The organism is Streptomyces sp. CC0208, assembly GCF_003443735.1.
Classification (GTDB): Bacteria; Actinomycetota; Actinomycetes; order Streptomycetales; family Streptomycetaceae; genus Streptomyces; species Streptomyces sviceus.
This window is the reverse complement of sequence record NZ_CP031969.1, coordinates 8547084-8559432: the sequence shown is the minus strand read 5'-3', so window position 1 is coordinate 8559432 and position 12349 is coordinate 8547084. Positions and strand designations below refer to the sequence as shown.

12 protein-coding genes and 1 pseudogene are annotated in these 12349 nt (G+C 73.0%); 6 read left to right on the top strand and 7 right to left on the bottom strand.

Annotated features, from left to right (window positions below):
• Positions 1 to 3: 3 nt before the first annotated feature.
• Both D1369_RS39335 and D1369_RS39330 read right to left on the bottom strand, forming a co-directional pair.
• Complete coding sequence (locus D1369_RS39335; RefSeq protein WP_118082997.1) at positions 4 to 2370, bottom strand: FtsX-like permease family protein; 2367 nt, start codon at positions 2368 to 2370, stop codon at positions 4 to 6.
• Positions 2367 to 3059 carry an ABC transporter ATP-binding protein gene (locus D1369_RS39330; RefSeq protein WP_037898738.1) on the bottom strand — a complete coding sequence of 231 codons (693 nt, stop codon included), beginning with the start codon at positions 3057 to 3059 and terminating at the stop codon, positions 2367 to 2369. The genes D1369_RS39335 and D1369_RS39330 overlap by 4 nt, the downstream gene beginning before the upstream one ends.
• 218 nt (positions 3060 to 3277) lie before the next feature.
• Between D1369_RS39330 and D1369_RS39325 the strand changes: the two genes are divergently transcribed.
• Together D1369_RS39325 and D1369_RS39320 are read left to right on the top strand one after the other, a co-directional pair.
• Positions 3278 to 4576 carry a histidine kinase gene (locus D1369_RS39325; RefSeq protein ID WP_118082996.1) on the top strand — a complete coding sequence of 433 codons (1299 nt, stop codon included), beginning with the start codon at positions 3278 to 3280 and terminating at the stop codon, positions 4574 to 4576.
• Positions 4561 to 5277, top strand: a complete 717-nt coding sequence (locus D1369_RS39320) for a response regulator transcription factor (protein ID WP_118082994.1) — start codon at positions 4561 to 4563, stop codon at positions 5275 to 5277. The genes D1369_RS39325 and D1369_RS39320 overlap by 16 nt, the downstream gene beginning before the upstream one ends.
• Here D1369_RS39320 and D1369_RS39315 read toward each other — a convergent pair.
• A complete protein-coding gene (locus D1369_RS39315) occupies positions 5274 to 5726 on the bottom strand; it encodes an NAD(P)H-dependent oxidoreductase (RefSeq protein WP_020120140.1) in 453 nt (150 codons plus the stop codon). The two genes, D1369_RS39320 and D1369_RS39315, sit on opposite strands and share 4 nt — an antisense overlap.
• Before the next feature lie 99 nt (positions 5727 to 5825).
• Here D1369_RS39315 and D1369_RS39310 point away from each other — a divergent pair, with 99 nt between their 5' ends.
• Complete coding sequence (locus D1369_RS39310; RefSeq protein WP_037898745.1) at positions 5826 to 6458, top strand: class I SAM-dependent methyltransferase; 633 nt, start codon at positions 5826 to 5828, stop codon at positions 6456 to 6458.
• Positions 6459 to 6499: 41 nt separating this feature from the next.
• Here the strand turns inward: D1369_RS39310 and D1369_RS39305 are convergent.
• Together D1369_RS39305 and D1369_RS39300 are read right to left on the bottom strand one after the other, a co-directional pair.
• A pseudogene (locus D1369_RS39305) lies at positions 6500 to 6835 on the bottom strand (alpha-L-rhamnosidase); the annotation flags it as partial.
• A gap of 14 nt (positions 6836 to 6849) precedes the next feature.
• Complete coding sequence (locus D1369_RS39300; RefSeq protein WP_118082992.1) at positions 6850 to 8829, bottom strand: AfsR/SARP family transcriptional regulator; 1980 nt, start codon at positions 8827 to 8829, stop codon at positions 6850 to 6852.
• A gap of 115 nt (positions 8830 to 8944) precedes the next feature.
• On the opposite strand from D1369_RS39300, the gene D1369_RS39295 reads away from it, so the two are divergent.
• Positions 8945 to 9829, top strand: coding sequence for an alpha/beta hydrolase (locus D1369_RS39295; RefSeq protein WP_007379670.1), 885 nt, complete (start codon positions 8945 to 8947; stop codon positions 9827 to 9829).
• A gap of 45 nt (positions 9830 to 9874) precedes the next feature.
• Here the strand turns inward: D1369_RS39295 and D1369_RS39290 are convergent, their stop codons facing one another.
• Positions 9875 to 10492: a histidine phosphatase family protein gene (locus D1369_RS39290; protein WP_007379671.1), complete on the bottom strand. Its 618-nt coding sequence runs from the start codon at positions 10490 to 10492 to the stop codon at positions 9875 to 9877.
• Positions 10493 to 10706: 214 nt separating this feature from the next.
• Here D1369_RS39290 and D1369_RS39285 point away from each other — a divergent pair, with 214 nt between their 5' ends.
• Together D1369_RS39285 and D1369_RS39280 are read left to right on the top strand one after the other, a co-directional pair.
• The gene (locus D1369_RS39285) at positions 10707 to 10925 is read left to right on the top strand and encodes a CbtB-domain containing protein (RefSeq protein WP_007379672.1); all 219 of its coding nucleotides are present in this window, start codon (positions 10707 to 10709) and stop codon (positions 10923 to 10925) included.
• 16 nt (positions 10926 to 10941) lie between these two features.
• Positions 10942 to 11685 carry a CbtA family protein gene (locus tag D1369_RS39280; RefSeq protein WP_007379673.1) on the top strand — a complete coding sequence of 248 codons (744 nt, stop codon included), beginning with the start codon at positions 10942 to 10944 and terminating at the stop codon, positions 11683 to 11685.
• A 133-nt stretch (positions 11686 to 11818) separates the two neighbouring features.
• Here D1369_RS39280 and D1369_RS39275 read toward each other — a convergent pair whose 3' ends face one another.
• Positions 11819 to 12055, bottom strand: coding sequence for a hypothetical protein (locus tag D1369_RS39275; RefSeq protein WP_007379674.1), 237 nt, complete (start codon positions 12053 to 12055; stop codon positions 11819 to 11821).
• Positions 12056 to 12349 lie beyond the last annotated feature (294 nt).

Sequence of the window (12349 nt, the reverse complement as noted above, 5' to 3'; positions counted from 1 at the left end):
CGGCTACTCCGTGCGCAGCGCCGTCACGGTCCGGGCCCTGGCCGCCCAGCCCGCCGGGAGCATCGCGCCCAGCAGGGCGATGACGAGACCGGCCAGGCCCAGCAGCATCAGTTGCGGGGGGTCGTACACGTCGAGGACGGACCTGGGCAGGTCGGTGCCCGCCGCGTGTCCCATCACCGGGAGGACGAAGCCGTGCAGCGCGTATCCGGCGGGCACACCGACGAGACCGCCGAACACGCCGATACCGGCCACCGAGGCGAGGACGAGGCTCACGGTCTGCCGGGGTGACATGCCGAGCGCCTTGCACACGCCCAGGTCATGGACGCGTTCGCGGGTGTCCAGGACGACGGAGTTGAGGACGCCGAGGCCTGCCACGGAGACGAGCATCAGGGTGAGGAGCGCGGCCATGGTGTTCAGGATGTACACGAAGTTTCCGTGCTCGGAAGGGGAGTTGGCCCGGGCGTCGGCGCCGAGGGGCTCGATCGCCGCGGCGAGCTTCTCGGCGTACGTCACGGCGGAGACACCCGGGTTCACGTCGACGAGGAACACCTGGGGCCTGATCCCCGGGAAGTCCGCGATGTTCGCCTGGATCTCCAGTTCGTCGTCCGAGGTGCCGAAGGCCTCCCCGACGATCCGCAGGGTGGCCGTCTGCTTTCCGACGGTCACGCGGACGGTGTCGCCGATCTCGGTGCCGGTGGACTCCAGGAACTGGCCGGGCACGACGACCTGGCCCGCGCCGGTGAGCCAGTGCCCGGAGATCATGGCGTAACCGCCCCGCGTGGAGTCTCCCTGGTAGAGGGTCGCCCGGACGGTTCCGGAGACCCCTGCCACGGTGGCGTCCTGCCGGCCCATCCCGTAGGACGAGGCGGTACCCGGCTGTGCCTTGATGGCGGCGCTCACCTTCGCCGGGTCGGCCGGTTCGGGCTCCGGGGTGCCCGGCGCCGGGACGTGCTCGCCGCCCGCGATGCCCGGACCGCCGGTGAAGACGGTGACCGCGGAACGGTTCTCGGGGTCCTGGATCGCGTTGACCTCGTTCAGTGAGGAGGTGAGTCCGACGGCGAAGGTCGCCGCGATCGTGCCGAAGGCCACCGCGAGCAGCATGGCGAGGGTACGGACCGGATGGGCGAAGGGGCTGGCCAGGCCGTAGGTCACCGCCCGGGGCAGTGGAAGCCGCCCTGCCGCGCGGTGCGCCCTCCCCCAGAGGGGGTGCCCCCAGCCGCGTCCGGTGCGGGGGGCTCTGCCGACGGCGATGGCCTCGACCGTGCGCAGCCGCCCGGCCCGCAGCGCGGGGACGAAAGCCGCGATGCCGACGACCAGCAGCGCGCCGGCGGGGACCACGACGTCCACCCACCAGGCGATGGACAGGGTGGCGGTGCCGTACGCCTGCTCGGTGTCGTCGAGGAGGGGTACGGCCAGTAGGTTGCCGAGGACGACTCCGAGCGCGATGCCCACGCCCGCCGGGACGAGCGCCTGGGCCACGTAGGCGAGGACGACCTCGCGCGGGGTGAAGCCGAGGGCCTTGAGGATGCCGATCCTGCGCAGGCTGGTGCCGACCGCGCCGCTGATGACGCTGCCGACGATGATCACCGACATGACGATGCCGAGGACCCCGAAGGCGACGAGGAAGGGGATGGTCGGGGCCGCTCCCTGGTCGGCGGCGCGTTTGGTGTCGAGGTAGGACCGGGTGCCGAGGAGCGCCCCGGACGGGACGGCGGCGAGGAGCTTCTTGCGGTCCGCGGCGATGGCGCCCTTCGAGCCCGCCGAGTCGAAGCGGTAGAGCATCTGGCTGGTGACCGGGGTGTCCTTGGAGGCGAGTGCCCTGACCTGTGCGGGAGTTGCCCACACGTCGGCGGTTCTGCCGGCCGACGTGGCGAAGCCGACGACCGTGAGCGTGGTGCCGGAGGCCGTCAGGGTGTCGCCCACCGTGAAGGCGGGCCCCTCGTAGGAGGAGCTCAGCACGATCTCGCCCGGTTTCCTCGCCCACCGGCCGGACGTGAGGTCCAGGTCGTCCACGTCTGCGTGCGGACCGGTGCGTCCGACCAGGGTCATGGCCGGAGGCCGGCGGCCGGACGAGTCGGTCGCCCGGAGGATCGTGGTGGGATACGGTCCCGCGCTCGCCGTGACACCGTCCACCGTGCCCGTGTCGCCGAGCCGTTCGGCACCGACCTTGGCCGGGTCGAACTCGGCGGTGACGTGGGGGCCGTTCTGCTGGGCGAAGGCGTGGTCGAAGGGCGCGTTCGAGACGACCATGAGGGAACCGGCGACCACGGCCGCCGCCACGGCCATCATCGTGGCGATGGCGATGACGACCGTCTGCACCCGGCGCCGGCCCACCCCGGAGCGTACGACGCGGACGAGCGGGCCGGTCATCGCGCGGCCTCGGTGCGGGAGTCGAGGGCGACATGGCCGTCGACGAGGTGGACGGTGCGGCTCGCGCAGACCTCGGCGAGGGCCGGGTCGTGGGTGACGAGCACGATGGTCTGTCCGCCGCGGTGCAGGTCGACCAGGAGGTCCCGGACGTCCTGGCCCGAGGCGCTGTCGAGGGCCCCGGTCGGTTCGTCGGCGAGCAGCAGCGCGGGCCGGTTCACCAACGCCCGGGCGACGGCGACGCGTTGGCGTTCGCCGCCGGAGAGCCGGCCGGGGTAGGCGCGGGCGTGCTTCTCGATGCCCAGGACCGCCATGAGCTCCTGCGCCCGCCCCTGCGTCTTGCGCCGTGAGGTTCCGGTGAGCTGGGCGGGAAGCTGGATGTTGTCCAGGACGGTGAGGTCGTCGAGGAGGTTGAAGAACTGGAAGACCATGCCGATGCGTTCACGGCGGAACCGGGCCAGGGCGTGCTCGCCGAGCCGGTCGACCTGCTCCCCGGCGACGGTCACGGTGCCCTCGGTCGGCTTGTCGAGCCCCGCGACGAGGTTCAGCAGCGTGGACTTGCCGCTGCCGGAGGGACCGGTCACGGCGAGGGCCTCGCCCTGGGCGACGGAGAGGTCGAGCGGTCCGAGCGCGGGTGCGCCGGCGTGGTCGTAGCGCTTGGCCACGCCCTTCAGTTCGATCACTGCTGTCATGGGAGGTGCCCGTCCTGTCGGTCGTCGGGTCGTGTCCTTGCCGGCCTGGTGAAGGTAGGGAAGGACGGGTCGCGGGCGCGTCGGCCGGAGCACCGAGATACGGCCCTCCGTGCGGAGGACTCGCAGACGGGGTCATCCCTGCGAAGTACGCCCACCGGAGGGCGCCTTGGTCGTGCAGACGGACGCGCCCCGGGCCCGGCGGCCGCGACAATGAGCGCATGGAGACGGAGTACCTGCGGGGATGGCGTCGGCAGGTGCGTGTCGCGCTGCGGCCGGAGGCGAAGGGCGCCGCGCTGTCACGGCGGTCGGTGTGGTTCGACGTGCTGCTGGCCGTGCTGCTGACGGTGGTCGCGCTGGTGGTCGCGTCGCGTTACCCCGGCGACGGGCCGGTGCGGGTGTCGAGGTTCGAGTACGGCGTGCCGGTGCCGCCCCGGCCTCCCGTGCTCCCGGGCGCGCGGATCGAGGAACCGGTCTCCGCACCGCCCTGGGTTCTGGTCGTGCTGTCGGCACTGCCGCTGGCGGCGCGTCGGCGGTTTCCGCTGACCGTGTTCGCGGTGGTGCTCTGCGCGGGGCTGGCCATCGGCGACGACGCCTCCTGGATCAACGTTCTGACCTGCGTCATCGGCACGTACAGCGCGGTGATGCACAGCCGGCACCGGGTGGGCGCGATGGCCGGGCTCGCCGTCGCCGCCGTCCTTGCCGGTGTGGCCTTCCGGTCGACCCAGCCGGTGCTGCCCGGGTGGTCGAGTCCCGGGGTGGTGCTGCTGGTGGCGGGGGTGCTGGCCAGCGTGGTCCGGTACGGGCGGCGGCGCCTCGCGGCGAGCCGGGACCGGTTCGCTGCGCTGGAGCGCACGCACGAGGAGACGACGCGCAGGGCCGTGGCGGAGGAACGGGCGCGCATCGCCGCGGAGTTGCACGACGTCGTGACCCACAATGTGAGCGTGATGGTCATCCAGGCGGGCGCCGCGCGCAAGGTCATGGACGCGGCTCCCGAGCGGTCCAAGGAGGCCCTGCTCGCGGTCGAGGCCGGCGGCCGGGCCGCGATGGCCGAACTCCGGCACGTGATGGGCCTGTTGGCCGCGTCGGACACCGGCCGTCCGGACTCCCCCGCCGACGGCCTCGAACCGCAGCCGGGCCTCGGGCAGTTGGCCGCCCTGATCGACCGGGTGCGGGCCGCCGGGACCCCGGTCGGCGTCGCGGTCTCCCTGCCCGCGGAGCCGCTGCCGCCCGGTGTGGACCTCACGGCGTACCGGGTGGTCCAGGAGGCACTGACGAACACCATCAAGCACGCGCCCGGCGCCGAGGCCGTCGTCACCGTCGGCTGGTCAGGCGACCGGCTGGAGATCGAGGTCATGGACACCGGCGCGGTCCGCGACGGGGTGCCGGCGGACGGGAACGGCCGCGGGCTGATCGGCCTGCGCGAACGCCTCGCGGTCTACGGCGGCGAGCTGACTGCCGGCCCGACCCTGGCCGGCGGGTTCCGCATCAGGGCGGAGGTGCCGTGGCGGACGGCGTGAACAACCTGAACGGCGACAGACTTCGGGTCGTCATCGCCGACGACCAGGCTCTCGTACGGACCGGGTTCGGGATGATCCTGACCGCGGACGGCATCGAGGTGACCGCGGAGGCGGCGGACGGGGCGGAGGCGGTCGCCGCGGTCCGGCGGACCCGCCCCGACGTCGTCCTCATGGACATCCGGATGCCGGGCATGGACGGCATCGAGGCCACCCGGCGGATCCTCGCCGACGACACCGCGGGCGAGATCCGCGTGATCATCCTGACCACGTACGACCTCGACCACTACGTGTACGCCGCGCTCACCGCAGGGGCCAGCGGTTTCCTCCTCAAGGACGTCACCCCCGAGCACCTGGTGGCCGCCGTACGGCTGGTGCGGTCCGGGGACGCCCTGTTGGCGCCCACGATCACCCGCCGCCTGATCGAGCGCTTCGCCCAGCGGGAGGAAGCGGTGCCCTCGGCCGATGTGCACCGCGACCTGTCCGGGCTGACCCCACGCGAGCTGGAGGTGCTGCGGCTGCTGGCGACCGGGCTCAGCAACGCCGAGCTCGCGGAGCGGCTGTTCCTCAGTCCCACGACGGTGAAGACGCACATCGGCCGGATCCTGTCGAAGCTGGAGCTGCGCGACCGTGTCCAGGCGGTCGTCCTCGCCTACGAGAGCGGCCTCATCACTCCGGGCGGCACCACGGAGACCGCCCTCTAGGACATCAGCCCGGCCGCGACGGTCGCCCCCAGCTCCCAGCACGCCTCGATGTCGGCCTTGGCCGGTTCACCGGTGACGGTCACCGGTTCGGCCGTACGACGCCAGCCGAGACCTGTCGTGATCGACTCGATGCCGCGCAGGGCGCCGGTGACGTCGTTGCCGCCGTGGACGTAGCAGCCGAAGGGACGGCCGCGCGTCTCGTCGAGACACGGGTAGTAGATCTGGTCGAAGAAGTGCTTGAGGGCGCCGGACATGTAACCGAGGTTGGCGGGGGTGCCGAGCAGGTAGCCGTCCGCCTCCAGCACGTCCGAGGCGGTGGCGGACAGGGCCGCGCGCCGTACGACACGGACGTCCTCGATCTCCGGCGCCGTGGCCCCGGAGACGACGGCTTCGAACATCGCCTGGCAGTTGGGCGAGGGCGTGTGATGCACGATCAGCAAGGTGGCCACGGTCGAACCCTGCCCTGCCTCGGCTTTCGCCCGCAAGCCGGGCCGGGGACGGGTACTGCCGGGCTACGATGCCCGGACACCGCGAGGGGGGAGCAGGTCGTGGCAGACAAAGGGCAGCGGGCAGCAGCGGTCTTCGACGCGCTGGGGCTGACGTACGAGAAGGCCTTCGCGCGTTCGGAGGCTCACCTGGCGTCCCTGGAGTGGTTGCTCGGGAGGCTCGGCCCCGGGAGCCGGGTCCTGGACGTCGGCAGCGGAACCGGCCGTCCCACGGCGTCGACGCTGGTGGCCGCGGGCCACGAGGTACTGGGAGTGGATGTCTCCCCGGTCATGGTCGACCTGGCCACCCGGCAGGTGCCGCAGGCCGAGTTCCGCCACGCGGACATCCGTGAACTGCCGTTGGAGAATGCCTCGTTCGACGCGGTGTGCGTGTACTTCTCGCTGCTCCAGATGACCCGAGCGGAGCAGTCGGAGGTGCTGGGGCGGCTGACGCGGGCTCTGCGGCCGGGCGGCAGCCTGGTGCTCGCCACCGTGCCCGTGGACGTGGAGAACCTGGCGGTCGAGTTCATGGGCCAGCCGGTCCGGGCCACGAGTTTCGCCGCGGAGGATGTGGTGGCCGTAGTGCGCGACGCGGGTCTGGCCGTGGAGCACGAGCAGGCCGTGGAGTTCACCCCGGACCATCCCGAAGGCGCCACCGAACCGCATCTGTTCCTGTACTGCCGGCTTTCTGAGTGACCAAGGGCGCGCCCGGCACGGACGGGCGCGCCCTTCGCAGGTCAGCGCACGGCCACCTGCGCATACGGCACCAGCCGCACCGGCCCCACCAGACCGTGGTCCTGGCGGGCGACCCCGCCGAACACGGTGGGCTGCACGACCCGGAGCCGGTTGATCAGCGGGGTCGCCACCTCGATCTCGACGGTGTTCGCACCGCGTCGTAGGCAGGAGCCGAGGTCCACGACGGGGTGGAGCCGGTCGGCCAGGCCCGGGTACCAGTCCTCGACGTCCAGCTCCCAGCGGGCCGGGGTGATCGGCGCGGGCACTGCGGGGGTCCTGGTGGTGACGGTGCGGCCCTGGGACAGGCGTGTCGTCCAGGTACCGGCCGTCCCAGCGCGACGATCATCGTCTGTCACGTGGGCGCCACGGTGAACGCGGCGGCCAGTGCGTCCAGATGGTCCGCGACCGGACCCGCGGTGAGCAGTCCGCTCGCGGCGCCCGCGAGTTCGCCCCGGGCGGGTTCGAGCGCGCTCCGGGCGCGCCGCATCAGCGCACGGTCGCCCACCTGGATCGCCGCGCGGGCGAGCAGGCACCACAGCGCCTCGCACAGCAGGTCACCGGGCGGGGAAGAGACGTCGGCCAACAGGCGTACGGCGTCCCGGTCGCGTCCTTCGGCGAGCAGCAACAGGGGGCGCACCCACGGTTCGTAGGAACCCCAGTCGGTGTGCGGGTCGGCGGTGACGGGAAGCCCGTGGTGCAGGCTGAGGCACAGCAGGGCAAGGGGCAGCAGCCCCTGTTCCAGGCCGGGCATGCCAGCGCCGTCAAGGGACTTGGCGGCCTCCCGGTACGCGGCCTCGCCGACGTGCGGGGGCTCCGTCGCCGCGGTGCGCAGGGCTCGGTACCACGCGGTGAAGACGGCGACGAGAGGCAGTTCGTGGCGGGCGGCGAGCGCGTCGGCGGCGGCCGCGTGCCGCTCGGCGGCCGTGAAGTCGGCGGTGGCGCAGTGGGCTTGCAGCCGGATCAGCCGGCCGAGGACCTCGTAGGTGAACAGGCCGTGCCGTGCGGCCACTTCGGTGATCTCCGCGCCGATCCCGTCCCGGCGGGCGGCGAGTCCGGTCCGTTCGAAGCTCTGCATGAACAGGCCGTTGAGGGCGAACACGAGCAGGTCGGCGTCTTCGAGTCGTCGTGCGCTCTCCACTGCCTGGTAGGCCGCCTGGAGGGCGCGCTTCCCGTCGGGAAGGGTGCCGCGGGACTCCACCGCCACGGTGGCCAGGAGCCGTGCCCTGGCCGCCTCGTGCGCGCCCGGCGGCAGGAGGCGCAGGGTGCGTTCCGCGGTGGCGACCAGCCGGTCGGCCTGGGCCGGATCGTCACAGCGGGTCCAGACGGCGGGGACGTCGTAGACGCCGATGACGCGGGCCGTCAGCTCCGGATCACCCAGCTGCTCGGCCGCCGCCACGGCCGCCGCGCGGTGCCGTCGTGCCGCCTCCAGTCCGCCGCCCCCGGTGACGGCGAGGTCGCGCATGAGCACCGCGGTCGACTCCAGACGGGTGCGTGCCCGCAGCGGGACCATGCTCTCGTACGCCGCGGTGGCCTCGGCCCACACCTGTGCGGCCGTGTCCGAGGGGCCCGGGTCCAGGTGCTCGGCGTGCCGCAGGATGTCCTGTTCGGTGCGGTGCAGCCGCGGGCCCGGCTCCACGCCGAGGTGCTCGCGCAGCAGCTGTCGGGCGCGCCGCAGGACGGACAGGGCGTCGGCCTGGCGTCCGGAGCGGTACAGGGCGAGGGCGAGCAGCTGCCAGCCGTCCTCCCGCCAGGGGTGCTCGGCCACGTGGGCGTCGAGGTCCGCGGCCGCGTCGGCGGCGGCGCCGAGGGCGAGCTGGGCCTCGGCACGGCGTTCCACGGCGGCCAGGCGGAGCCCGGTGAGCCGGGAGCGTTCCGCACGCGCCCAGGGTGCCTCGGCGAGGTCGGCGTAGGCGGGGCCGCGCCACAGCTCCAGAGCCTCGGTGAGCCGGGGCACCGCCTGCGCGGGAGGCAGGTCCGCCGCGGCCGCGACGGTGTGCTCGAACCGCCAGGCGTCGACCTGGGCCGGTTCGGGGCGCAGGGCGTAGCCGGGGCCCTCGGTGACGAGGAGGCGGGAAGGCGTCCGACGGGGGCGCTCGGGTTCCAGCGCGCGTCGCAGCCCGGCGACGAAGGTCCGGACGGTGCCCACCGCGTCCGCCGGCGGGTCCCCGGCCCACAGGTCCTCCACCAGGCGGGGAACGGGCACGACCCTGCGGCGGGCGACGAGGAGCCGGGCGAGTACGGCGCGATGCCTCGGGCCCTTCAGGGCGATCGGCTCCCCGGTCTCGTCCCAGGCGGCCACGGACCCCAGGACCCCGAACTCGACCACGCGCACACACCTCAACGTACACGCGTTCATCCGTTGCTCATTCGCTCCCCGGATCCTGAGGGCAGCGGCGACTCCGGGCCCGGTCGCCTCCCCTGAACCGCCGACCTGAGAGAGCCGCATCGTGAAACCCACCATCGCCGGATTCGAGTACCAGCGCGTTCCCGTCGCCGAGGACGTGTCTCTCCAGGTGGCCGTGGGAGGGACCGGCACGCCCGTCGTCCTGCTGCACGGCTTCCCGCAGACGCATCTGATGTGGCGCCATGTCGCGGCGGACCTCGCGGTCGACCACGCCGTGATCTGCCCCGACCTGCGCGGTTACGGCGACAGCGACAAGCCCCGGGAGGACAGCCCCGACACGTACTCCAAGCGGACCATGGCGGCCGATGTCGTCACCCTCGCCCGCCGGCTCGGGCACCCCCGGTTCGCGCTGGCCGGGCACGACCGGGGCGCGCTGGTGGCCTTCCGCGCGGGCCTCGACCACCCGGACGCGGTCTCCCACCTGGCCTGTCTGGACATCCTGCCGACGCTCGACATGTGGAACGCCCTGCACGGCACATCGGCGGCGGTGGCCTTCCACCTCTACCTCATGGCCCAGCCGCCCGGACTCGCCGAGCGGATGATCTCCGCGAGCGCGGACGCGTTCTTCGGCCACTTCCTCGACGTGTGGGCGAACCGGCCCGACGCGATCCCGCCCCAGGTCCGTGCCGAGTATCTGCGGGCCTGCCGCGAGGCGGTGCCGTCGATCGTCGCCGACTACCGCGCCTCCGCCGGCGTCGACGTCGAGCACGACGAGGCCGACCGGGCCGCGGAGAACCGTCTGGGCATGCCGGTGACCGTGCTCCAGCAGGACTGGGGGGCCGCGCTCGGCTACGAGGCCACCGCGCTGTGGCAGGCCTGGGCCGACGACCTGCGCCATACGACCGTCTCCTGCGGTCACTTCATGGCGGAGGAGGCACCGGCGGACGTGGCGAAGGCCCTGCGGGAACTCATGCTGCGGGGAGAGTGACCCGCGAACATCTCGGTCCGGTTCGCGCGGCCCTCAGGGACGAGCTCATCGTGGTGGGCGAGGACCGAGCGGCAGCTCGGCCATCCGCAGATTCCAGCGGCCACTGCGGCCGGTGAGTTCCACGGTGGACAGCGGCGGGACGTCGATTCTCCAGAACGCCTGGTGAGGCGCTCCGAGCGCGTGCACCACCGCGGCGCGCGCCGCGGCCTGTTCCACCACCGCCAGCACGCGCCCCGCGTCGGGCGGCAGAGCGTCCAGCCATACGGCGACCCGGTCGCAGATCCGCGTCACGCTCTCCCCGCCGTGCGGCGCCGCCCCCGGGTCGGCGAGCCAACTGGCCAGTCCCGACGGGTCGGTTGCCGCGACCTCGTCGAGGGTGCGGCCGTACCAGGACCCCATGTCGAGGTCCCGCAACGCCGGTTGCGGTGGGACGGACTCCCAGCCGAGGGTCCGGGCCGTCTCCGTGCAGCGCCGGGAGGGCGCCGAGCAGCGGGTGGCGGCCCGCGGGAGAGTTCCGGCGACGGCCCGCACCCGGTGCAGTGCCCGCTCGTCGAGGGGCGCGTCGCCGAAGCGGACGTCGCGTTCCGTACGGGCGGCCGCGCACAGCAGGGTGAGCCGGACGGTCATGCGGGCCCTTTCGTCGAGTCGCCGGGGGTGGTTCATCGTAGGTGGCGTACGCCATGTTGGCCGACGCCGGCATTGCCCCTACCATCTGGGACGACAAGGACGACGGCGCCACGGAAGTCCGGTGCAAGCCCGGCACGGTCGCGCCACTGTGTGCCACCCCTCGGCGACGAGGTGGTGGTGAGTCAGACCCCACGCCGTCGTCTAGTGCTCCACACGATGCGGGACGCGTTGTTCCCGAGGAGGTCTCGCCATGGCGCAGTCCACTGCCGCCCCCACGCCCACCACCCCTGCCCTCACACCGTTGCCGGTGCGCGCGCTCGTCCCCTGGGCCGTCTTCTTCGGCGTCCTGATGCTGGTCCTGCTGTACTTCGTCGGCGCCGAACAGGGCGCCACCGCACTCGTCTCCGGCGAGGGCGTCCACGAGTGGGTGCACGACGCACGCCACCTGCTCGGCTTCCCGTGCCACTGAGGCGGGGCGGACCATCATGAACTCCACAGTCGTACGCGCCCTGTTGGCGCGCGGCATGCTCGCCGGGCTCGGCGCGGGGGTCCTGGCCTTCGTCTTCGCCTACCTGGTCGGCGAGGGTCCGGTGGACGCGGCCATCGCCTTCGAGGAGTCCGGCTCCCACGAGCACGGCGAGGAACTCGTCAGCCGTTCCTTGCAGTCGACGGCCGGACTGGCCACCGGGGTCCTCGTCTTCGGGGTCGCCATCGGCGGCCTCATGGCGCTGGCGTTCTGCTTCGCGCTGGGCCGGATCGGCCGGTTCGGCGCACGGGCGACGGCGGGTCTGGCGGCGCTCGGCGGATTCCTCACCGTCTACCTCGTGCCGATCCTCAAGTACCCGGCGAATCCTCCCGCGGTGGGTGACCCGGACACCATCGACCAGCGGACCGCCCTGTTCGTCCTGATGATCGCGCTCAGCGTGCTCCTCGGGATCGGCGCGGTCCTGCTGGGCCGCAGGCTGGCCCCGGCCTGGGGCAACTGGAACGCCTCCACCGCGGCCGCCGTGGCCTTCGTCACCGCGGTGGCGGTGGCGATGGTCGTCCTGCCCGCCGGGGACAACACCCCGAAGGGCTTCCCGGCCACCGCCCTGTGGGAGTTCCGCCTGGCCTCCCTCGGCGTCCAGGCCGTCCTGTGGGCGGCGTTCGGGCTGCTGTTCGGCTACCTGGCCGAGCGGGTCCTCGAACCGAGGCCGGCCCGGGGCGAGGTCTCCGCGCTCGCCGTCTGACGGTGTGGGTTCCGCCGGGGGCGCGCCCGGCGGAACCCACGACGTGCCCTTCACAGTCCCCGGGGCAACGCGGTGTCCGTGCATGACGGAAGGGCCGGACACCCGTCTGTCCGGCCCTTCCGCACCTACCGGGTCAACCGCCGTTCAGGCGGGCGCGCAGCAGCTTCTTGCCGATCTCGGCACCCTTGCGGCTGTCCGCCTGAGCCTTGCGGAACAGGTCGGCGACCTCGGTGTCCTTGCCGCGCTCCGCGTCCTGGATGTAGCTCTCCAGGCGCAGCGCGTTGCTCAGGCACGCTTCCACGTACCAGATCAGGTTGTAGTCCTTGTCCGGCGTGCCTGTCGCGCTGCCGGTCTCCGTGCTGCTGGTCATTCCGGCCTCCTCCAGCGGTAGCCGTTCCGGAGCCGGACGAGTACCCGCCGTCCGCAGGTCAGTCCCCACCCGGGCGGAAAATCAGCCAGGAGATCGACGACTCGTGCCGACCGGGGGCGGGTCACGCGGAGAAACGTCGCAGGGGGGCGCGACCGGTCCCCCGTTCCGGTCGTTCCCCCCGCGGTCCGTCGAACCTACGTGACCTGCGCACCCTTGTGAATCGCGTCGATGCCCGCTGAGCGCGACACAGGGCTCACCCGTGCGCAGGTACGTCCGGATAGCCCGGATCGTCCC